This is a genomic window from Nocardia sp. NPDC051900 (genome assembly GCF_044452545.1).
Classification (GTDB): domain Bacteria; phylum Actinomycetota; class Actinomycetes; order Mycobacteriales; family Mycobacteriaceae; genus Nocardia; species Nocardia sichangensis.
In genome coordinates, this window is the sequence record NZ_JBITBU010000015.1 from 60,846 (window position 1) to 82,106 (window position 21,261).

The window sequence follows — 21,261 nt, forward strand, 5'->3', positions numbered from 1 at the left end:
CTGTCGGTGGAACTCGGCGCGGGCGTGGTCATGACGCGGCCTCCGGAGTCGGGGACAAGGGACGCCGGGCCGCCGGGGACGGCGCGCGGGAATAGAGGTGCTCGACGAGGGTGATGAGGACGCCCTTGCCGGACTCGCGGGAGCGGGCGTCGCAGTCGATCACCGGCACGTGCCGATCCAGGTCGAGCGCGTCGCGGACCTCGTCGGGGCGGTGGCCTTCGCCGAAGTCGTTGCAGGCGACGACGAACGGCGTCTTCTGGTGTTCCAGCCGGTCGACCGCGTACCAGGAATCCGCGATCCGGTGCGGGTCGACGAGCACGATCGCGCCGAGCGCGCCGGTGAACAGCCGATCCCAGAGGAACCGGAACCGCTGTTGTCCCGGTGCGCCGAACAGGTACAGCACGTGCTCGTCGTCGATGGTGATGCGCCCGAAGTCGAAGGCGACGGTCGTCGTCGATTTGCCCGGCGCGCCACTGGGATCGTCGATCTCCAGCCCCTCGTCGGTCATGATCGCCTCGGTATCGAGCGGCCGGATCTCGCTGACCGCGCGGACCATCGTCGTCTTGCCGACGCCGAAACCGCCGACGATGACGACCTTCAGTCCCCGCGTGGTCGCACGGTGCAGGGGCGCGTCCGCGCGGGCGGGACGCGGATCAGAGCTTGCGGAGTCCAACGAGCACCTTCTCGAGCGTCGTGGTGTCGGGCAGGCAGTGCCATGGCGAGTCGGACGGACCGGCCTGCGGAGGACGCACGGTGATCTTGCCCGCGTGCAGCAGGTCCGACAGCAGGATGGTCGCGATGCCGACCGGAATCCGCAGCTCGGCCGCGATTTCGACGACGGCGGTCGGAGCTCGGCACAGGTCGAGGATCGCCACGTGCTCGGACTGCATGCCCGGCGTCGGCGCGCACTCGCTGACCACCAGGGTGACCAGATCGAAGGTGTCGGAGTCCGGTTTGCTGCGCCCGCCGGTCAGCGTGTAGAGCCGATCGGGGTCGTCGTCGCGGCCTGGTCTGCTCACGACACGCCCGCTCCCGGGAAGCGCGGCGTGGCCGCCAAGTGTTCGCCGAGCTGTTCCACCAGCTCCCGCATATTGTGGCCGACCAGCCCGGCGTCCGCGTCGTCTGCGGCGACGACCGCGATGTGCGCGCCGAGCCCGGCTTCGACGATGAACAGGATGCCGCCGTAGAACTCCGTCATCGACTGGCGCACCCCGGCCCGGCCGTCGCCGAATTCCACCGACGCGCCGTGCGAGAGGCTCTGAATGCCCGCCGAGATGGCGGCGAGCTGGTCGGCCCCGTCCACGGTGAGTTCGGGCGTGTGGCAGATCTTCAACCCGTCGCTGGACAGCAGCAGAGCGTGCCTGGTGCGCGGTGTGCGGGTGAGCAGCTGTTCCAAGAGCCAGCTCAGCTGGGCGGTCTCGGAGGTCGTCATCGTTCGTTCTCCATGGAGACGGAAGGGGCAGGTGGAGTGGTGGTGGCGCTGCCGGTCGTGGGCCCGGACACCGCGCGCTGGAACGCGCCCAGCGAGTCCGGTCGTGCCGGAGGAGGATTCGGTGCGGCGGCCTCCGGTGCGCCGATGCCCTCGGGATGGACAGCGGCCAGCGTGCTGCCGCGACGCCGCTTGGGCAGCGCTCGGGGCGCGACGGCGGGAGCGTCCAGCGCGGGCGACGGACGCACGGCCTCCCGATCGGCGGATTCGTGGTCGAGCGGCGCGGCCGCGCGAGACCGCTCCCGCGCGACGGGCAGCGTGCCCGTGGTGGTGGACGGCTGCGGCCGTTCCGCGCGGGTGGTGAGGTCTCGCGGGATCACCACGACCACGGCGGTGCCGCCGATGGCGGAAGGCCGATAGGAGACGGTGAGCCCGTGCTTGCGCGCCAGATTGCCCACCACGGCGAGGCCGAGCCTGGTCCCGGTCAGCGAGGACAGGTCGGCTCCGGCCCCGCGGGCATCCGGCGTGCCTGCCGAGACCGCCGCCTCGGCCCGGCGCAACGCCGACTCGCTCATGACCAATCCGCTGTCCTCGATGGTGATGATCACGCCCGCCGGAACCTCGGCGGCGTAGACGTGCACCTCGGTGGTGGGCGGGGAGAAGTTGCAGGCGTTGTCGAGCAGTTCCGCGAGCGCGTGCATGACGCCTTCCGCGGCGTGACCGGAGACCGCGATGTCGGCGATCGCGCGCAACCGGACTCGCTGATAGCCCGCCACACGTCCCATCGCGCCACGCAGAATCGATTCCATCGCAATGGGTTTGGCCCAGCGGCGGCCGGATCGCGCGCCGCTGAGCACGGCGATGCTGTCGGCGAGCCTGCCCGCCTGGGCGGTGCGGTGATCGAGCTGCAGCAGATCGGCGAGCACGGTGGGGTCGCCGTGGCGGTGCTCCATCTCGCGCAGCTCCGCGAGCATGCTGGTGGTCATCGCCTGCATGCGGCCCGCCGCGCCCGCGAAGGCCGCCATGGCCGCGGCGCGACGACTGTCACTGCTCTTCGCGCGCGCTTCGTATTCGGCGACCGCCGCGCTCGCGGCGGTGACCTCGGCCTCCGCGCCGCTGGCGACGAGCGCTCGGTCGTCCCTGGCCCGGCCTGCGTCCCGCCGGGCGTGCCGGGCCTGGCGACGGAAGTGGACGGCCGCCGTGGTGGCGGCGCACAGGGCGACGGCGGCGGCGGTGGCGCCTGCCGCGAGTGGGATCCGGAATTCGGCGGGCGCGTAGTACACCGCCGCCGTGACGACGGCAGCGGTCGCGACAACGCAGGCCCACAATGTCGTGTACGGCGGTTTCGGATGCCGGACGGCGTCTTCGCCGGGCTCACTCACCGCCGGATTCAACAACTCTGACAAGTTCCGTACTTCCGCACTCGCGCTTGCCGCCGGGAAACGGCACAGCTGCCCCCTTCTGCGTGCCTCGGCACCCCAAATATGCAGACCGACAAGCAGTTTCGAAATATCGCGGCCCGAGCATAGCGGGGTGGGCGGTGCGGCGCCACTCGGGCGTATTTCACGGGAAAGCGGCGCGGGCGGATATTCCGCTGCCGTGTCGATGCTCGGATTACGCTGACGACGCGCCGAAAAGCGCTACACGGCGACGCGCTCGGTGCGAAATGGGGAAATTAACGTTTGCCTAGAATTCACTATCGGTATGCCGGGGCGTCCTATGTGCGGCCGTATTACCGATGCGATATTGCAAGCTTGGATTATCGACGCGTCATGCGATCGCGTCCGCGAGTGGCGGTGGCGCCGGGGCGGTGTGGCCGGCCCGCCGGGCTTCCCGGGGGCCGTCGCCGAGCCGCTGTCGTTCGATCAGAGTTGTGCGGTTTGCTCGCACGGGGGCAGTCCGTCGGCCTGGCGGAGCACTTCGGCGACGGACTCCAGGTACAGCAGGGTGCGCAGCGATACGCCGTTCACGGCCTGTCCGAGGCGGCGCAGGGCCGAATTGTCCAGGTGTGCGATCACTTCGGCGTCGCAGGCCCGGTCGGGACCGGGATCGAACACGAAATAGTTGGGGTCGAGCCCGAACACGTGGGCCAGCCCGGCGCGGGTCTGCTCCGGGAGCGTGGCGACCTGGCCGCGTCGAACTTTCGTCAGGTGACCTGGTTCCAGGTCGTACCCGGCTGCGGTCACCCATGTCTCGACCGTATCGTCGGCGAGCGGGCGCCCGTGCGCACGCTCCCACATCTCGAACGCTAGGTTCAGCCGGGCAGTGATATCGATTTCCACAACCGCCTCCACCTTCTGACGACATAGCCTCTTGACGGGTCACACATTGACTCGACCGTAGCGTGGTAGTAGTCGATCGCCGTGATTTCACGGCAAATGTCCGGTTGCATAGGGGGCGGAACATACTCGATCCCCGATTTCCGGGGACGGCGAGCTCGAGGAGGCGGGTGTGCGGCTGAGTTCCGAGGAGGCGCGCAAACGATTCGCGACCAGTCCGGTCGCACGGTTGGCAACGGTTTCGCCGCAACTGCGCCCGCATTTGGTGCCCATAGTCTTCGCGGTGGCGGGGGAGGTCGTCTACACCAGCGTCGACGCGAAACCGAAGACGACCACGGCGCTGCGCCGCCTGGACAATATCGCGGCCAACCCCGCGGTCGCCGTGCTCGTCGACCGCTACGGCGACGACTGGACCCAGCTGTGGTGGGCTCGCGCCGACGGTGCGGCCCGCATCGCGGACGGCGCCGAGGCGCAGGCGGCGATCGGTCACTTGACCGCGCGTTACTCCCAGTACGAACAGCAGCCGCCACCGGGCCCGGTCATAGCCATCGATGTGGCGCGGTGGTCGGGGTGGTCCGCCCGCTGAGCGAGCCGCGCCGATTCGGGTACAGTCCGATTCGTGATCTCCCGTTGCGGGGGTCGTCGAGCCGAACCACCCGTCGAGCCGATCGTGAGGATCGTATGCCCTCGAATTTCGCGCTGAAGGCCATGAATACGGCGCATCGCGTCCTACTGAAGATCAGCTTCGGGAAACTGGGCAACGACTTCTCCGGCATGCCGTCGCTCGAGCTCACCACCACCGGCCGCAAATCGGGCCGGCCGCACGCGGTGATGCTCACGGCGCCGATCGTCGACGGTGACACCTACGTCGTGGTCGCTTCGCGGGGCGGCGACCCCGTCCACCCGGCGTGGTTCCTGAACCTGCGCGACAACCCGGACGTCGTCGTGTCGGTGCGCAACGGGCCGAAGGTGCCGATGACGGCTCGGGTGGCCACCAGCGAGGAGCGGGCGGCGTTGTGGCCCCGGGTCACCTCCGCGCAGTCGGTCTACGCCGGCTATCAGACGAAGACCACGCGCGAGATTCCGCTCGTCTTGTTGACGCCGAAGAGTTGAGAGCGGCGCGGCGGATCGGTGACCGTCAGGCGCGATAGTCGCGCAGCACCGGGCCGAGGCATCCGGCCGCCGCGAGAGCGCCTGCACCGAACATCGCCGGATAGCCGAGACCGAACGTGTCGTGCAGGAACGAAAGCAGGGCCGGGGTGCCGAATCCCAAGTAGCTCGCGGAGTAGAACACGGCCGTCAGCCCGGCCAGATCGTCCGGGCGGGCGATGCGTTCGATCTCCTGCAGCCCGGCCACCAGACCGATGCCGTAGCCGGCTCCCAGCACCACGGCTGCGGCCACCGTCGCCCACAGGGTCAACAGACCGGAAGCCGTCGCGGCGAGCGCCATCCCGATCGTGACCGCGATCAGTGCCGCCGCCGCCGCCCGCGCGGTGCCGGGCCGGTCGATCCGGCGCGCGACGGACTGGACGGCGAACCCGCAGCCGAGGGTGATGACACAGATCATGGCGGAGAACGCGATCGGCGCCGCGCCGACCCGAGGCGCCATCAGCGCGGGCAGCACCGCGTAGGCCGCCGCGGCGGAGGTGAACAGCCACAACGCGGCAGGCAATGCCACCGTGCGGAAGCGCCGGTGCCCCGCCGCGGGAATGCGCAGGTCGTCGCGGAGGCTCCGCGGATTTCGCCGCCCGGAGACGGTTTCCGGGGTACGCCGGACCCACACGGCGGCGATCAGGCACAGGCCTACGTTGATCAGATACGCCAAGGTGTTCGGCCACGGCGCCCATTGCGCGAGTACACCGGCGCAGCAAGCGCCGATGGCGAAGCCCGCGGTGAGGCTCATCGCGGAGCGGCGCGCGCCCGTGCCCGCGGCAAGCTCCGGACTGTAGGGCGGTTGCGCCAGCTCTTTGAGCCAGCTGCCGCCGACCGCCATCGCCAGCCCGAGCGCGATGCCGCACAGCACCCGTCCCGCCGACAGGAGCGGGACCGAAGCGGACCCGAACGCGAGCAGCAGTGAACCTGCCGCGGCGATCAGCGGCGCCGGCCGCAGCAGGGCCCGGCGGCCGTGGCGATCCGACAGCGGGCCGCCGATCAGCAACGCGGGCACGATGCCGAGCACGTAATAGAACAGCAGCAGGTCGACGGTCGTGGCCGCCAGCCCGTCGCTCTTGTACATCACCAGCAGCGGTGTGAATTCGTTTCCGCCCCAAGCGATCGCGAACATCGCGGCGGCGACGCCCGGCCATCGGCTCGAGACGACCCGGTCGCGGGGCGCGGTGACGGTGAGTGTCGCCATCACCGGCCTCGTAGTTCCAGTTGGTGCACGCCGGACAGGTGCTCGACCAGCGCGTCGGCGAACCCGTCGACGTCCGAGGACGCGACGAGGTCGGCCAGCCGCGCGTGCTGCTCGATGATCCCGGTGATGTCGACCGGGCCGCGGTGCAGGGCGACGCTGTTCATCCGGCGCTGGCGTTCCCGCAGCGAGTCGTAGAAACCCGACAGCAGCGGATTGCCACCGGCCAGGACGTAGGTGCGATGGAAGTCGGTGTCGGCGACCGCGAATCCGTCGAGATCGCCCGCGGCGGCCAGCTCGCGCTGCCGCCGGATCGAGGAACGCAACGCCTCGACCAGCATGCCGGGGTCGTTCGCGGCGGCGCTGCGGACCGCGGCGGTCTCCACCACGTACCTGGCGTGCGCGACGTGCTCGGCCTCGTCGGGCGGGATCGGCACCACCAGCGCGCCGCGCTTCGGGTACAGCTTCATCCACCCCTCCGTCTCCAGCCGCAGGAACGCCTCGCGCACCGGCGTGCGGGAGGTGCCCAGGTCGGCGGCGATCTCACCCTCGCTGATCAGCTCCCCGCCCGCGAGCGCGCCGGACAGGATGCGCTCCTTCACGGCGCGATAGGCCTGCTCAGCGGATGAATACGTCTTAGACACAAGTTGTATCTTAGCCTCGCGTTCGCCAGGAGTTCGCGAGGGGTGGACCGACCGGCCGCGCCCTTCCGAGCAGCGATCGCGGAAGGTCCGTGGCGAGTATTGGCATGGCGTACCCGGGCAATGACCGCCCCACGCGCGGTCGGACGATCAGGACGCGGCGGCCCCCGCGACGGGTGGCTCCGCTCACTGACCGGGGTGGTGCGGCGGATGTCACGTTCGGACCGGCTCGCGCATTCGGGCGCGCCGACGCCGCTGCCGGGAACGGTGGGCCTTCCGGCTCTGGCGACGCCGTGCAGGCTAGCGGTGCGAAAGGGCGACCGGGCGGGGATGCGGGCGTGCCTGCTCGAGTTGCGCGGCGACCGGAAGAATCGTCGTCTCGCCGTTCGTGGGGCCCACCAGCTGCACCGACAGCGGAAGCCCGTCGTCGCCTACGCCCGCGGGCAGCGAGGCGGCGGGGTGACCGGTGACGTTCCACAGCTCGGTGTAGGCGACCATCGGAATCGAGGCGATCTGGGCTCGTACCGTGTTCGCCCCGTCGAGCACGCCGAGCAGCGGCGGGCGGATCGCGATGGTGGGAGTCAGCAGCAGATCGCATTCGGTGAAGACGCGGTCCATCTCGCGCGTCAACGCCTCACCGCGCCGGATCGCCCATTCGACGACCGGCCTGCGCGCCCAGGCGCCGACTGCCATCGTCTGCTTGGTGCGGCGTTCGAGCAGTTCCGGATGATCGATCTCGGCCAGTTCCGCGCGCACGCCGCCGAAGAACTGCGGGAAGAACGCGTGCATGGATTCGGGATAGTGCGGGTCGATCTCGGCCACCGTGTGGCCCAGTTCGGTGAGCAATTTCGCGGTGTCGCGGACGGCGCGCACATACTGCGGATCGAGTTTCACCATCAGGGCGTGCGGTTTGGTGCTGTAGCCGATGCGCAACGGACGGGCCGGTTCGCGCGCCGCCGCCTCGAACGAGGTCGGCGGTTCCGGAGCCCGGAATCGGTCGGTGGGGGTGCTGCCGCGGATGACGTCGTAGACGACGGCGGAGTCCAGCACGCCGCGGGTCAGCGGCCCGGCGGCACCCAACGCCCACCACAGGTGCTCGTTCGGGGACATCGGCACACGCCCGCGTTGCGGCTTGAGACCGAATAATCCACAGCATGCCGCCGGGATCCGGATCGACCCGCCGCCGTCGCCTGCGAGTGCGACGGGCACCAGCCCGGCCGCCACCGCGGCGGCCGACCCGCCGCTCGATCCGCCCGGAGAGCGGCTCGGGTCCCACGGATTGCGGGTCACGCCGAACGTGCTGGACTCGGTGAACGGCCACTGCCCGAATTCCGGCATCGCGGTCTTGCCGACGATGATCGCCCCGGCCGCGCGCAGCCTGCGCACGGCTTCGGCGTCCGCCACGGCCGGCGTGGCATTCGCCCTGGTGCCGAAGGTGGTCACCACGCCGGCGACATCGAACTCGTCCTTCACCGCGACCGGCACCCCGTGCAACGGGCCGACCGGCTCGCCCGCCGCGCGCTCGCGATCCCGATCGACGGCCGCCGCCTTGGCCTCATCCCGCAGGACATGGGTGAACGCGCCGAGATCCGCCGCGGCATCGATTTCGTCGAGCGTCGCCTCGACCAGTTGCTCCGCCGAAAGCGCGCCCTGGGCCAGCAACTCGCGCTGTTCGAGCACACCCGCCGACACGGCCTCGCGCAGGTCCATCCGCCACCGCTCCTTCCGAGCCGCGCGACGTCGCGGCTGTCGCCGATGCCGACGTTTCGACCGTAAGCAGTCGAGCGACCTTTCCGCAATGGTGTACCCGCCGACGGCCCGCGCGGTCAGGAAGTCGCCGGGCCTTCCGTCGCGGCGGGCCGGGGCCGCTCGAGCCTGGAATGGGTGCGCGAGTAGGTGAAGTAGACGATCAGGCCGACGACCAGCCAGATCACGAAACGCGCCCAGGTCTCCCACGGTAACGACCAGATCAGATACACCGAGAACCCGATGCCGATCAGCGGCACGACCGGCATGAACGGCAGGCGGAACTCGCGCGGCTCGTCGGGGCGGGTGCGCCGCAGCACGATCACGGCTACGGACACCACTATGAAGGCCATCAGGATGCCGATATTGGTCAGTTCGGCCACCACGGTGATGTCCAGCAGACCGGCCATCAGCGCCGCTCCGATGCCGACGATCCAGGTCACTCTGGTGGGCACCTTCCGGACCGGATGGGTCTTGGCGAACCATTCCGGCAGCAGCCCGTCGCGGCTCATGGCGAACCACACGCGGGTGACGCCGAGCATGAAGGTGAGCACCACGGTGACGATGCCGATGATGGCGCCGATCGCGATGATGTTCGCGACGCCCGGCTGCCCGACCGATTCGAACGCGGTGGAGAACCCGCTGGTCGGGCTGATCTCGGTGTACTTCTGCATGCCGGTGAGCACCAGGGTTGCCAGAACGTAGAGGACCATGGCGATGGCAAGTGAATAGATGATCGCCTTCGGCAGATGCTTCTTGCCCTCGGTGGACTCCTCGGCGGCGGTGCTCATCGCGTCGTAGCCGAACACGGCGAAGAAGACGGTGGCCGCGCCCGTCCACACCGCGCCCGTGCCGAACGGGAAGTAGGGGTTGTAGTTCGAGCTGTCGATGTGGAACACGCCGAGCGCGATGATCAGCACGACGAGGGCCACCTTGATGCCGACGGCGACGGTCTCGAACCGGCCGACGCTGCGGATGCCGCGCGAGAGCAGCCAGGCCGTGCCGAGGCAGAACAGCATGGCGAACACGTCGACGACGTGGCCGTCACCCGTTCCCGCCGCGCCCAGCATCCAATCAGGCACTGCGATGTCGACCTGTTCCAGCAGGAATTTGAAGTAGCCGGAGACGCCGATGGCCACCACCGCCGCGACCGCGACGTACTCCAGCAGCAGATCCCAGCCGATGAACCAGCCCGCGATCTCGCCGAGCGACACGTATCCGTAGGTGTAGGCGGACCCGGCCTTGGGCACCATCCCGGCGAACTCGGCGTAACACAGCGCGGCGGCGGCGCTGGCCACACCCGCGATGAGGAACGAGATCAACACCGAAGGCCCGGTGACCGAGTGCGCCACCGCGCCCGCCAACGTGAAGATGCCCGCGCCGATGATGCCGCCGACACCGATCGCGGTGAGCTGCCACAGGCCGAGCGACCGCGACAACTGCTCGTCGGCCGCGGCGGCCTCGTCCTCGACCTCGCCGAGCGGCTTTCGGCGCGTCATCTGGGCGCGTAGGTGAGCGAGGACCATGCTGTTCCTTAAAGCTGTGTTCGTTTTCTCCAGCGCCGAAGGCACATACTCGGTCGAAACCGTGTGTTCCGCCAGTATGGTCGCGTGGCGCCGCAAGTGGCGGCGAAAAGCGTGCCAGTGCTGGTGACTCGGTTCAGTGGGCTTCGTCCGTCCGCGCTCCCGCTCAGCGGTCGCGGAAGGAGCGCAAAAAGAACGCGATGTTGGCGGGGCGCTCGGCCAGCCTGCGCATGAAGTAGCCGTACCACTGGTCTCCGTAGGGCACGTAGACGCGCAGTGTGTGGCCCACTCCGGCCAGGCGCCGCTGTTCGGTGTCGCGGATGCCGTGCAGCATCTGGAACTCGAAATCGCCTGATTTCCGGCCGCTTTCCCGCACGTGGCGCAGCGCGGCATCGATCAGCGCCGGGTCGTGCGTGGCGATCATCGGATAGCCCTTGCCTTCCAGCAGAATCCGCAGGCACCGCAGGTAGGACTCGTCCACCGCGGAACGGCTCTGATAGGCGACCGACGCGGGTTCGCGATAGGCGCCCTTGCACAAGCGGATCCGCGATCCCGGGCCCGCGAAGGTGCGGCAGTCCTCCTCGGTGCGTTTGAGATAGGCCTGCAAGACCGTGCCGAGCCATGGGAAGTCCAAACGCAGCTCGCGCACGATCGCCAGCGTCGCGTCGGTGGTGGTGTGGTCTTCGGCGTCGACGGTCACCCAGACCCCGGCGGACTTCGCCGCCGTGCAGATCTCGTAGGCGTGCTCCCGGGCGATGGCGTATCCGTTCTGCGGGAGCGCCTGGCCCAGCGCGGAAAGCTTGAGCGACACTTCCAGCTGCGGCACCGGAGCATCGTTCACGGCCCGCAGTTCCGCCAGCGCCGACAGCAGCCGCAGGTAGTGCACGACGGTGCCGCGGGCGCTGTCGAGATCGGTGGTGTCCTCGCCGAGGTAGTCGATGGTGACCGAGCGGCCGGAGCCGAGCAGCGCCGAGGTCGCGGCGACCGCGTCGCCCTCGGTCTCGCCCGCGATGAAACGGTCGACCACCTTCTTGGTGGCCGGGATGCGGGTGATCGCGCGCTCCACGCGCGGGGAGCGGGAGGCCGCCAGCACGGCGGGCCGCAGCAGTCCGGAGAAGGCCATCACAACTCCTGGTGCGGGTAGCGGTGGTCGGTCGCGGGGACGAAGGTTTCCTTGATCGTGCGAGCGGAGGTCCAGCGCAGCAGGTTCTGTGCCGAGCCTGCCTTGTCGTTGGTGCCGGACGCGCGCGACCCGCCGAACGGCTGCTGGCCGACGACCGCGCCGGTGGGTTTGTCGTTGATGTAGAAGTTGCCCGCCGCGAAGCGCAACCGGTCGGCGGCCGTGGCGATCGCCGCGCGATCCCGGGCGATGACCGAGCCGGTCAGGCCGTAGGGCGAACCACGGTCGATCAGGTCGAGCACAGAGTCGAACGAGCCGCGGACCGAATCGTCGTACACATGCACGGCCAGGATCGGGCCGAAGTACTCGGTGCGGAACGCCTCGTCGGCCGGGTCGTCGCCGAGCAGGACGGTCGGCTCGACGAAATAGCCGATGCTGTCGTCGGCGTGGCCGCCCGCGGCGATGGTCAGGCTCGGGGTCGCCTTGGCGCGCGCGAGGGCTTCGGTGTTCTTGTCGAAGGCCCGCCGATCGATGAGGGCACCGCCGAAGTGACCGAAATCGGTGACGTCGCCGTAGCTGAGCCCGGCCACCCGGTCGATGAACTCGCGGCCCATCCGGTCCCACACCGATCGTGGCAGGAAAGCGCGCGAGGCGGCCGAGCATTTCTGGCCCTGGTAGTCGAACGCGCCGCGGATCAGGGCCGTACTCAGTACGTCCGGATCGGCGGAGCTGTGCGCGACGACGAAGTCTTTGCCGCCGGTCTCGCCGACCAGGCGCGGGTAGGAGTCGTAGCGGTCGAGATGCGCCGCGACGGTGCGCCAGAGGTGGCGGAAGGTCGCGGTGGATCCGGTGAAGTGGATGCCCGCGAGCCGGTGGTCGGCCAGTGCCACCTCCGACACCTCGGGGCCCGCGCCGTGCACCATGTTGATCACGCCTGGCGGCAGCCCCGCCGCCTCGAGCAGCTTCATCGTCCAGTACGCCGCCACCGATTGGGTGAGAGCCGGTTTCCACACCACGGTGTTGCCCATCAGCGCGGGTGCGGTGGGCAGGTTGCCCGCGATGGCGGAGAAGTTGAACGGCGTGATCGCGTAGACGAATCCCTCGAGCGGCCGGTAGTCCATCCGATTCCACACTCCGGGCGCCGAGATCGGCTGATCCGCCAGGATCCGTTGAGCGAAGTGCACATTGAACCGCCAGAAGTCCACCAGCTCGCAGGGGGTGTCGATCTCGGCCTGGTAGGCCGTCTTCGACTGGCCCAGCATCGTTGCGGCGGCGATGGTTTCGCGCCACGGCCCGGCCAGCAGGTCCGCGGCGCGCAGGAAGATCGCGGCGCGCTCGGCGAACGGCAGCGCACGCCACCCCGGTGCCGCTGCTGCGGCCGCCGCGATGGCGTCGCGAACCTCGCCGGGCCCGGCCGTGGTGAGCGTGCCGAGCACGGCGGCGTGCCGGTGCGGCTGCGTCACCGTGACGCGTTCGCCCGAGCCGTGCCGATGCACACCGCCGATGACGTGGGCGACCTCCGTCGGGGTCGCGGCCAGATCGGCCAGCTTCGTCCGCAGGCGCTCGCGTTCCGCCGTGCCCGGCGCGAAGCTGCCCACCGGCTCGTTGACCGGCGGGGGCGGGGACACGACGGCGTCCATGGAACCTCCAGTTGTCAGATGAATTTTTGGTACTGGGAAGTCAACACCGGAAAACTGTCCGGACAATGAGCCTATTGGACAAAGATGAGGCAAATGCGTTGTCGAGTTGGCCGAAGGACGGGAACGTGGGCGGGGATGGTGAGGAAGTCGCCGCGGACATCGACCTGTTCGCGCTGGCGCAGATGATCGCGGACCACGCGGGCGGGATGGTGTCGATCGAGGACCCGCAGTCGCATGTGCTCGCGTACTCGGCGTCCGACGAGACCGCCGACGAGTTGCGTGTGCGATCGATCCTCGGCCGGGAAGGACCGCCGGAGTACCTGAGCCTACTGCGGCAGTGGGGCGTGCTCGATCGACTGCGCGACACAGACGAGATCGTCGACGTGCCCGCCCACGACGAGTTGAACATCAAGCGCAGGCTGGCGATCGGGATACGCCGCCCCACCGACGCGCGAGCACGCGCTCCGCGCGTGCTCGGCGCGATCTGGCTGCAGCAGGGGGATCGGCCGTTCCACCCGGACGCGGCGGAGATCCTGCGCGGCGCGGCGGCCGTCGCGGGACGCCTGATCTCCCGGAGCCTGGACGCGCCCACCACCGAGGCGCTACTGATCCGCCGGCTGTTCGGCGCGGGTGCGGCGGTCGACGCCGCGGCGGTGGCGAACGCGCTGCACCTTCCGTCGACCGGTCCGGCCGCGGTGATCGGCTTCGCGCTCGCGGCGGGCGAGCACGCGTCCGGCGCCGACCGGGCCGCGTTGGGCGGCGTACTCCGGTTGCGTGCCAGTTCCTTTCGCGGTGACTCGGTGACCACCGCGATCGGTGACCGCGTCTACGTGCTGCTGCCGGGCTACCGATCCGAGCGGGCGGTGACGGCCTGGACACGTCAGTTGATCGAGCACTTCGACGCGAAAGGGTCGCTGTCGCTGCGGGCCGCGATCGCCTGCCCGGTGCCCGATCTCGGCCGGGTGGCCGACGCGCGCGCCGAGGTCGATCGGGTCCTCGACCGCACCGCCACGTCGCCCGCGAGGGTGACCACCCTCGCCGAGGCGCGCACCGCGGTGCTGCTCGGCGAGGTGCTCGATCTGGTGGCAGCGCGGGCGGAACTGCGCGATCCGCGGCTCGGCGCACTGTTCGACTACGACCGCAAGCATTCCGCGAACCTGCGCGACAGCGTCGAGACCTATCTGCGCGAACACGGCGACGTGCGCGACGCCGCCGCGGCATTGTGCGTGCATCCGAACACGCTGCGCTACCGGCTGCGCCGGGTCGAGGACATCCTCGGCATGAATCTCGACGACCCCGCCGACCGCCTGCTGCTGGAGATCCAGCTCGCCCTGCACCGCCGCCCGCGTAAGCCAGAGGCATCCGGTTGACGACGGCTGCCGGTGGCCACCACCGCGACGGGTTCCCGTCGTCGCGATGATCGCCACAACCGTGGCGGCAACCGGTATCGGTTCGCGGCGTTGCGAGGCCCCACCGCGCTGGGACCTGCGCTGATGGCTTCCGGCCGCTGACCGGCCCGCTGTGCGATACGTCCGCCGAACGGGTTCGCCGGGCTCTACAGTTGAGCGCGGGAAGCCGGGGCATGGCCCCCGGAAGTCCGGGTCCCCGTCATGGAGGACGAGATGACGACGCGACGTCAGACGCTCGAGGTGGGGTCGCGATTCGGGCCGTATCGCCTGGATCGCCTGATCGGTCGTGGCGGCATGGGGGAAGTGTTCGAGGCCTATGACACCGTCAAGGATCGCGTCATCGCGCTGAAGGTGTTGCCGGAGCGGTTGCACGACGACCCGGTGTTCCGGGAACGATTCCGGCGCGAATCACACGTCGCGGCGCGGCTGCAGGAACCGCACATCATCCCGATCCACGACTACGGCGAGATCGACGGCCGGCTCTACATCGACATGCGCTTGGTCGGCGGCGACAGCTTGCGCGCGCTGCTGAAGGCGCAGGGGTCGCTGGAGCCGGAGCGGGCGGTCGCGATCATCCGGCAGATCGCCGCAGCGCTGGACGCCGCGCACGCCGACGGCCTGGTGCACCGCGACATCAAACCGGACAACATCCTGCTCACCCCCGACGGCTTCGCCTATCTCGTGGACTTCGGGATCGCGCAGTCGGCGACCGGGGAAAGTCTCACCGGCACCGGCTCGGCGATCGGGTCGTTCCACTACATGGCGCCCGAGCGGTTCCACTCTCGCACGGTCACCCCCGCCGCCGACATCTATGCCCTGACCTGCGTGCTGTACGAGTGCCTGACCGGTTCGCGGCCGTACCCCCGCGACACCGAAGCGCAGATCATCTCCGCGCACCTGTTCGAGCCGCCGCCGCAGCCGCACTCGCACCGTCCCGGCCTGCCCCTCCGGCTGGACGACGTCGTCGCGCGCGGCATGGCCAAAGATCCGCAGGCGCGGTACGGCACCGCGGGTGATCTGGGGGCGGCGGCGGTCGTAGCGGGCCCGGCTACGGGCCCGGCGGAGTCGCTCGAGACCGCGGACGCGCCTGCCGGTGCGGGTAGTCCGGAGGACCGGTCGGAGGCGGCGGACCGCGGTCACCGCCCGAGGCGGCCGCACCGCCGTCGGTTGTTGCGTGCGCTCGCCCTGCTGGGCGTCGTGCTGCTCGCCGCCACGCTCGGCTTCCTGGGCTGGGAGCTGTTCCGGCCGACCCCCGGCACCGCCGTGCCCGACGCGAGCGCGCCGAACGGCGCGGACGTCGAACTGCTCTCGCTGGTCGGCCCCTCCGGCTACAAACGCGCGAATTGTGTGCACGAGACCCCCGACGCTCCCACGGTCGCCGTCGTGTTCTGCGCCGCGAATCCGGCGGCGAGCGACCCCGTGGCGCGATTCCTGCGGTTTCGCACCGTCGACCAACTGCGCGGCTACACCTCGTCGTTGCTGACCGCGCTGCACGGACATAACTGCCCAGGAGACCCGCAGGGGCCGGACGGTCCGATGCTGCGCGACGGCGTGGAAGTCGGCCGCAAGTCGTGTTTCGAGAGCAAGATGGACGATCCCGCCGCGCCGCGGCCCGCGCTGCTGCTCACGGACGAGCGGGCTTCGGCGGCCGCGGTGTACATCTGGAACCCCGACGAGCAGCCGTACCGCGACTATGCCGCCGTGCGTAACCGCCTCGGGTTCCGCACCTCCGACGTTGCCCGCGATCCCGACTATTTCACGCGGGCCGATCATGCGGTGCTGAACCATCTGGCCGGAGATTTCGGGCCGGCCAACTGCCGCCACGCCGACCCGCCGCCCGGTCCGGTGGCCGCGGCGCTGGCCTGCGGGACGAAGGCCGGATTTCCGGCCGCGGAGTTCTTCGGCCTCTCGAACCCGGAGTCCGCGACGTCACTGTACGAGGCCGACCGCGCGCAGTTCTCCGGCCATGTCTGCGGTCGCGGCGACCAGGGTGACGATGTCTGGCGACAGGACGGCAAAGTCCTCGGCCGTTATTTCTGCTATCCGAACACCGACGCGGCGCTCGGCCCGAGCTGTCTGCTGGTGATCCATCAGCAGTACGCGGTCATCGGGAATTTCTGCACGCTGCGCGCCGATCACCCGGAACCGGGGCCGAAAAGCGAAGCCGACCTGACGGCGTGGTTCCACCAGTATTTCGGCTAGTGCCCCGGCCCGCGCCGCGGTGGCAGCGCGGTTGCGCCACACCGAGTTTCCGTCTTTCGAGTTGCCCTCCGGCGGGGTTTCGGGGAAGCTGGATGGTCACGGGCGCGAGTAGCACACCCTCTCGTCCCTTCGGCGGCAGTTCACCGATCGGCTACGGTTTCGGTGTCGTTCGTCCGATCCCGGTTCATCCTCGGTTACTTGGTGGCGCTACCGTTTCCGGTACGCGGAAAAAGGAGCCGGCGGCATGGAGTTCCGACATCTGGTTTCGTTCATCACGATTGCCGAAGAGCTGCATTTCGGCCGCGCAGCGCAGCGCTTGCATCTCACGCAGCCCAGTCTCAGTGCCCAGCTGCAGAAGCTGGAGAAATCGCTCGGCGTGCAACTGGTCGCACGCAACTCGCACGAGGTCAAGCTGACCCCGGCGGGCCGGGAGTTCGAGAGTCAGGCCCGGCTCATCGTGGCGCAGATGGACCGCGCGGCCCAGGCCGCGAAGGCGACCGCCGAAGGGCGGGCGGGCGCCCTCAACATCGGATACAACCTTCCGGCCAGCAGACACGTGCTGCCGGAGGCGCTCACCAGGATGACGGAGCGACATCCCGACATCGTGGTGTCGCTGTGGGAGAAGCGCACCGGCCCGCAGCTGGCGGCGCTCTCCGACGGGTCGCTGGACCTCGCCCTCGTCTACGGCCATCCCAGTACGACCGACTTCCGGTACCGGCGGCTGCTGCACCGGGTGCCACTGGTCGCCGTGGTCGGGCGCAGGCATCGGTGGGCCGACCGGCCCGGCGTTCCCTTCGCCGAACTCGAGGGCCAGGAATGTGTGCTCTTCGCCAGGGAACAGTGTCCGGCCATGTACGACTCGATCTTCCGGGCGGCGGCGGATTCCAGGATCTCCCTCGCGGTGGCGCAGACCGCCGACGACCCGGGTGCGACGGCGCACATGGTCTCGGTGCGCCCGCTGGTGGGGTTCGCCTCGCTGCCGCGGGCGATTTCGATGGGCATGGGCGGCCCTGGAACGGCTTCGGTCGCGGTGAAACTGTTCGATCCGGTGCCGACGCTCGATTTGTACGCGGTGTGGCGTGCGGACGAGCCGAATCCGGCGGTCGGCTTTTTCCTGGATTGCATCGATTCTCCGGAACCGGCGCAAATCGATATTGCCCGTGCGGTATCGGCCTGACCACGTCGATAGGTGATGACATTCGCGCGGTAGGAACCGCGATGTCGGCGGCGCGGTAATTCCGTGCCGCCGACCAGAATTCGACATTGTGAACACAGTGTCTGTCATCGCAGTGTCGGTCGGTGAGAATGGTTTCGATCTGCCGGACTCGGCGAGTTTGTACTCGGTGATTTCCGGCGCGGCTGCCGATCACCCGGACCGGCTTTCGCTGTGCGACGCCGACGGAACGCGGCTCACCAGCGCCGAGGTGGACCACAGGGCCCGTGCCCTGGCCTCGGCTCTGGCCGAGCGCGGCGTCGCGGCGGGTGATCGGGTCGCGGTGCTCGGCCGCACGAATCTGGCCTGGGTGCTGCTGGATTGCGCGCTGCTGGCCCTTGGCGCGGTGGTGGTGCCGGTCTACCCCACCTCGTCGCCGAGCCAGATCGAGCACATCCTGAGCGACAGCGGGAGCGCGTATTTCGCCGCCGAGAGCGCCGAGGACGCCGAGCGGCTGCGCGCGGCCGGGGCGGGCGAGGTCTGGGTCTTCGAGCAGATCGCGGACTGGGCCACCGGCGCGATCGATCCGGGACTGGCCGCGCGCATCGCCGCGGTCCGGCCCGACGACCTGGCGATGATCGTCTACACCAGCGGCACCACCGGCGTGTCGAAGGGCTGCCTGATCACCCATCGCAACATGTTCGTGTCCTCGTCGAACACCGTGCGCCGCACCGGTGCCATGTTCGACGGGACCACCGTGCTGGCCCTGCCGCTGTCGCACGTCTTCGGCCAGACCATCCTGTTCGCCTGCCTGTTCGGCGGCAGCCGCACGCATCTGCTGCCCGGCATTCCGGACCTGGTGCCCACGTTGCCCGCCGTGCGGCCGACGTTCCTCGCGATGATTCCCTACGGCTTGGAGAAGATTCGGAAGTATTGCCGCACCCTGCTCACCGAAACCGAGGAGCGGGAGGCGGTGGAGCGCGGTCTCGACCTGATGCGGGCGCGAGCCACGCCGGAGCCGTCGACGCACCCGGTGGCGGCAGCGCTCGGCGGTGAGCTGCGCTACGTCGTCTCCGGCGGCGCCTCGCTGGACGATTCGACGGTCGGGTTCTACGCGGCCTTCGGCGTGGAGCTGCTCAACTGCTACGGCCTCACCGAAGCCGCCACCGCCGTGACGGTGAGCGCCCCCGGGACCAACCGGCTCGGCACGGTCGGCAGGCCGATTCCGGGGACCTCGGTGGCCATCGCCGCGGACGACGGCGAGGTGCTGGTCGGCGGACCGCACGTGTCGCCGGGGTACTGGGGCGCGGCGGCGAGCCAGTCGCCGGTGGACCCGGAGGGCTGGCTGCACACCGGCGACCTCGGAGCACTCGACGACGACGGATTCCTGCGGATCACCGGGCGTAAGAAGGAGATCCTGGTGACCTCCGGCGGCAAGAACGTGGCGCCCACGCCGCTGGAAGACCGGATCCGGCTGCATCCGCTGGTGTCCAACTGCATGGTGCTCGGCGACGGCCGCGATTTCGTGACCGCCCTGGTGACTCTGGATCAGGCGCAGGTGCGGCGCTGGCGCGCCACCGAGCCGGACGGCGATCTCACCGCCTCCGTGCAATCGGCGGTCGACGACGCGAATTCGCTCGTCTCGCGCGCGGAATCGATTCGGGCATTTCGGATCGTGGAGGGAGATTTCACCGTCGAGGACGGATTGTCGACTTCGTCACGAAAACTGCGCCGCGCCGCGATCGCCGAAGCCTACGCGGCGGATATCGAACTGCTGTATTCCGCGCCACGGCCCGCACGATAGCCGCGGCCGATCGGCCGATGAATCAGGGCCCGGCGCGGTGGTCGAGCGCCAGGCACGGCCACAGACTCGAATCGGAATTCGACTACCGGAAAGTGATGCGAAACATGTACGACGTCATCGTTGTCGGAACCCGGGTCGCGGGCGCCCCGCTGGCCATGTTGCTGGCCAGGAAGGGCTACCGGGTGCTCGCCGTCGACCGCGCGAGTTTCCCCAGCGACACCCCCTCGACCCACTACATCCACCAGGCCGGGCTCGGCTTCCTGAAGTCGTGGGGCCTGCTGGACGAGGTCGTCGCCACCGGCGTTCCGGCGATCCGCCACCTGAACTTCTCCTACACCGACATCGTCATCAAAGGCTTCGCCGATACCGCCGCCGACGGCATCGACGCCGTCTACTGCCCGCGCCGCACGGTGCTGGACAGGATCCTGGTCGAGGCCGCGGCCAACTCCGGCGTCGAGGTGATCCAGGGCTTCACCGTCTCCGGACTGGTCTTCGACGGTGACCGCGTGGCCGGCATCCGCGGGGCGATCGGCGACGGCGCCGAGCAAGAGTTCCGCGCCACACTGGTGGTCGGCGCCGACGGCTCGAACTCGCTGGTGGCCAGGGCCGTCGGCGCACAGGAGTACGAGGGCTCGCCCGCGGCGTGCTTCGTCTACTACTCCTACTACGAGGGCGTCGACTGGGGGATGCAGCACCGCACCGGATTCGGCGAGCAGCAGTTCGCGTCCTGGCCGACCAACGACGATCTGGCCTTGGTCGCGGTCATGCGCAAGCGGGACCGGTTCCGCGAGTTCCGCGCCGACCCCGACGCCGGCGTGCAGGAGATCGTCGACCAGGTCGACCCGGAGATCGGCGCTCGCCTGCGCGACACCGGCAAGCGGGTGGAGCAGTTCCGCCCGATGCTGTACCCGGACAACTACCGCCGCGCGTCGCACGGCCCCGGGTGGGCGTTGGTCGGCGACGCCGCCTACCACAAGGATCCGTTCACCGGCTGGGGCATCACCGACGCGTTCAAGTACGCGCAGTTGCTCGCCGACCACGTGGACGAAGGCCTGTCCGGTGCGCGTCCGATGGACGAGGCGCTGGCGGAGTATCAGCGCGAGCGCGACGCGCAGAGCGCCAGCACCTACGAACTGACGCTGAGTATATCGGAGCTGTCGCTGACCCCGTACTACGACTCGGTGTTCCGCGCGACGTCGCTGGACGCGGACTACACCAAGCACTTCTTCGGGCTGATCGCGGGAATCTACTCGCCGGACAAGTACTTCGGCGAGCAGGAGTTGGCCGCACTGTACGAGAAGGTGGACTTCCCGGCGGCGGCCAGGCACGTCAGCAAGGACGGAGTGACCGCATGAGCGCGCCCGTGCTGACCGCGCTGGGTGACAGCTTCGTCGAAGGGCGCGGCGACACCGCGCCCGGGGGCGGCTACCGTGGCTGGGTTCCGCGTCTCGGCGGCCAGCTCGGGCTGCGGCCCGCGGCGGTGCGCAATCTCGGCGAGCACGGCGCGACGACCACCGTCGTGCTGGAACGTCAACTGCGCGTGGCGCTTTCGGGCCGTTCCGGCCTGTTCGGTGTCGTGGTCGGCGTGAACGACCTGGTGAGCGATTTCGCCGAAGACCGCTTCGCCCGCAACCTCGCCGAGCTGTTCGGCGGCCTGCGGGCAGGCGGCGCGACCGTGTTCACGGCCAGCTACCCGGACATCCCGGCCCGGCTGCCCGTGCCCGACGGCTTCCGCGCGCTGCTGCGCGAGCGGTTCGCCTTCGCCAACGCGGTGCTCGCGGACGTCACCGCCGACACCGGCACGCTGCTGCTGGACATCGCCACCCAACCCGAATGGGAGCGGCCGGAGATGTGGACCGCCGACGGTCTGCACCCCAGTTCGCTGGGCCACCACCGGTTCGCCGCGAGCGTCGCCGAACTCGTCGTGTCGCGCACCGCGACGACCGTGGCCGCCTGACCATC

The 21,261-nt window shown here is 69.6% G+C and carries 19 protein-coding genes; 8 read left to right on the forward strand and 11 right to left on the reverse strand.

Annotated features, from left to right (window positions below):
• Nucleotides 1-28 precede the first annotated feature (28 nt).
• The 5 genes from ACIA5H_RS24800 to ACIA5H_RS24820 form a co-directional block, all read right to left on the reverse strand.
• Nucleotides 29-673, reverse strand: coding sequence for a GTP-binding protein (locus ACIA5H_RS24800; RefSeq protein ID WP_397077542.1), 645 nt, complete (start codon nucleotides 671-673; stop codon nucleotides 29-31).
• Entirely contained in the window at nucleotides 654-1,019 is a 366-nt protein-coding gene (locus tag ACIA5H_RS24805; protein WP_355076479.1) for a DUF742 domain-containing protein, read from the reverse strand. Before ACIA5H_RS24805 ends, ACIA5H_RS24800 begins: the two co-directional genes overlap by 20 nt.
• Nucleotides 1,016-1,432, reverse strand: a complete 417-nt coding sequence (locus ACIA5H_RS24810) for a roadblock/LC7 domain-containing protein (RefSeq protein ID WP_379252732.1) — start codon at nucleotides 1,430-1,432, stop codon at nucleotides 1,016-1,018. Before ACIA5H_RS24810 ends, ACIA5H_RS24805 begins: the two co-directional genes overlap by 4 nt.
• Nucleotides 1,429-2,811 (reverse strand): sensor histidine kinase, encoded by a 1,383-nt coding sequence (locus ACIA5H_RS24815; protein WP_397077545.1) that lies wholly within the window; start codon nucleotides 2,809-2,811, stop codon nucleotides 1,429-1,431. The genes ACIA5H_RS24810 and ACIA5H_RS24815 overlap by 4 nt, the downstream gene beginning before the upstream one ends.
• A 483-nt stretch (nucleotides 2,812-3,294) precedes the next feature.
• Complete coding sequence (locus ACIA5H_RS24820) at nucleotides 3,295-3,711, reverse strand: hypothetical protein (protein ID WP_355076474.1); 417 nt, start codon at nucleotides 3,709-3,711, stop codon at nucleotides 3,295-3,297.
• Nucleotides 3,712-3,886: 175 nt separating this feature from the next.
• Between ACIA5H_RS24820 and ACIA5H_RS24825 the strand changes: the two genes are divergently transcribed.
• On the forward strand, nucleotides 3,887-4,294 hold the full coding sequence (locus tag ACIA5H_RS24825; RefSeq protein WP_355076705.1) for a TIGR03668 family PPOX class F420-dependent oxidoreductase: 408 nt from the start codon (nucleotides 3,887-3,889) through the stop codon (nucleotides 4,292-4,294).
• Between the two features lie 95 nt (nucleotides 4,295-4,389).
• Nucleotides 4,390-4,821 (forward strand): nitroreductase/quinone reductase family protein, encoded by a 432-nt coding sequence (locus tag ACIA5H_RS24830; protein ID WP_379252734.1) that lies wholly within the window; start codon nucleotides 4,390-4,392, stop codon nucleotides 4,819-4,821.
• A gap of 25 nt (nucleotides 4,822-4,846) precedes the next feature.
• On the opposite strand, the gene ACIA5H_RS24835 is transcribed toward ACIA5H_RS24830, so the two are convergent.
• From ACIA5H_RS24835 to pruA, 6 genes are all read right to left on the reverse strand, one after another.
• Nucleotides 4,847-6,064, reverse strand: a complete 1,218-nt coding sequence (locus ACIA5H_RS24835) for an MFS transporter (RefSeq protein WP_379252735.1) — start codon at nucleotides 6,062-6,064, stop codon at nucleotides 4,847-4,849.
• On the reverse strand, nucleotides 6,064-6,705 hold the full coding sequence (locus ACIA5H_RS24840; protein WP_379252736.1) for a GntR family transcriptional regulator: 642 nt from the start codon (nucleotides 6,703-6,705) through the stop codon (nucleotides 6,064-6,066). Before ACIA5H_RS24840 ends, ACIA5H_RS24835 begins: the two co-directional genes overlap by 1 nt.
• A 297-nt stretch (nucleotides 6,706-7,002) precedes the next feature.
• Entirely contained in the window at nucleotides 7,003-8,412 is a 1,410-nt protein-coding gene (locus tag ACIA5H_RS24845; protein WP_397077549.1) for an amidase, read from the reverse strand.
• 116 nt (nucleotides 8,413-8,528) lie between these two features.
• A complete protein-coding gene (locus tag ACIA5H_RS24850) occupies nucleotides 8,529-9,974 on the reverse strand; it encodes an amino acid permease (RefSeq protein ID WP_397077551.1) in 1,446 nt (481 codons plus the stop codon).
• A 163-nt stretch (nucleotides 9,975-10,137) separates the two neighbouring features.
• Nucleotides 10,138-11,094, reverse strand: a complete 957-nt coding sequence (locus ACIA5H_RS24855; RefSeq protein ID WP_397077553.1) for a proline dehydrogenase family protein — start codon at nucleotides 11,092-11,094, stop codon at nucleotides 10,138-10,140.
• Entirely contained in the window at nucleotides 11,094-12,731 is a 1,638-nt protein-coding gene (gene pruA / locus ACIA5H_RS24860) for an L-glutamate gamma-semialdehyde dehydrogenase (protein ID WP_397077555.1), read from the reverse strand. The genes ACIA5H_RS24855 and pruA overlap by 1 nt, the downstream gene beginning before the upstream one ends.
• 125 nt (nucleotides 12,732-12,856) lie before the next feature.
• On the opposite strand from pruA, the gene ACIA5H_RS24865 reads away from it, so the two are divergent.
• The 6 genes from ACIA5H_RS24865 (at nucleotide 12,857) to ACIA5H_RS24890 (ending at nucleotide 21,256) form a co-directional block, all read left to right on the forward strand.
• Nucleotides 12,857-14,101, forward strand: a complete 1,245-nt coding sequence (locus ACIA5H_RS24865) for a PucR family transcriptional regulator (RefSeq protein WP_379252741.1) — start codon at nucleotides 12,857-12,859, stop codon at nucleotides 14,099-14,101.
• A gap of 252 nt (nucleotides 14,102-14,353) precedes the next feature.
• Complete coding sequence (locus ACIA5H_RS24870) at nucleotides 14,354-16,342, forward strand: serine/threonine-protein kinase (protein ID WP_397077558.1); 1,989 nt, start codon at nucleotides 14,354-14,356, stop codon at nucleotides 16,340-16,342.
• Nucleotides 16,343-16,586: 244 nt separating this feature from the next.
• Nucleotides 16,587-17,519 carry a LysR family transcriptional regulator gene (locus ACIA5H_RS24875; protein WP_379252743.1) on the forward strand — a complete coding sequence of 311 codons (933 nt, stop codon included), beginning with the start codon at nucleotides 16,587-16,589 and terminating at the stop codon, nucleotides 17,517-17,519.
• A gap of 97 nt (nucleotides 17,520-17,616) precedes the next feature.
• Nucleotides 17,617-19,299: an AMP-dependent synthetase/ligase gene (locus ACIA5H_RS24880; protein ID WP_397077560.1), complete on the forward strand. Its 1,683-nt coding sequence runs from the start codon at nucleotides 17,617-17,619 to the stop codon at nucleotides 19,297-19,299.
• A 95-nt stretch (nucleotides 19,300-19,394) separates the two neighbouring features.
• Nucleotides 19,395-20,654, forward strand: a complete 1,260-nt coding sequence (locus ACIA5H_RS24885) for an NAD(P)/FAD-dependent oxidoreductase (RefSeq protein WP_397077562.1) — start codon at nucleotides 19,395-19,397, stop codon at nucleotides 20,652-20,654.
• Nucleotides 20,651-21,256: an SGNH/GDSL hydrolase family protein gene (locus ACIA5H_RS24890; RefSeq protein ID WP_397077564.1), complete on the forward strand. Its 606-nt coding sequence runs from the start codon at nucleotides 20,651-20,653 to the stop codon at nucleotides 21,254-21,256. The genes ACIA5H_RS24885 and ACIA5H_RS24890 overlap by 4 nt, the downstream gene beginning before the upstream one ends.
• Nucleotides 21,257-21,261: the final 5 nt, after the last annotated feature.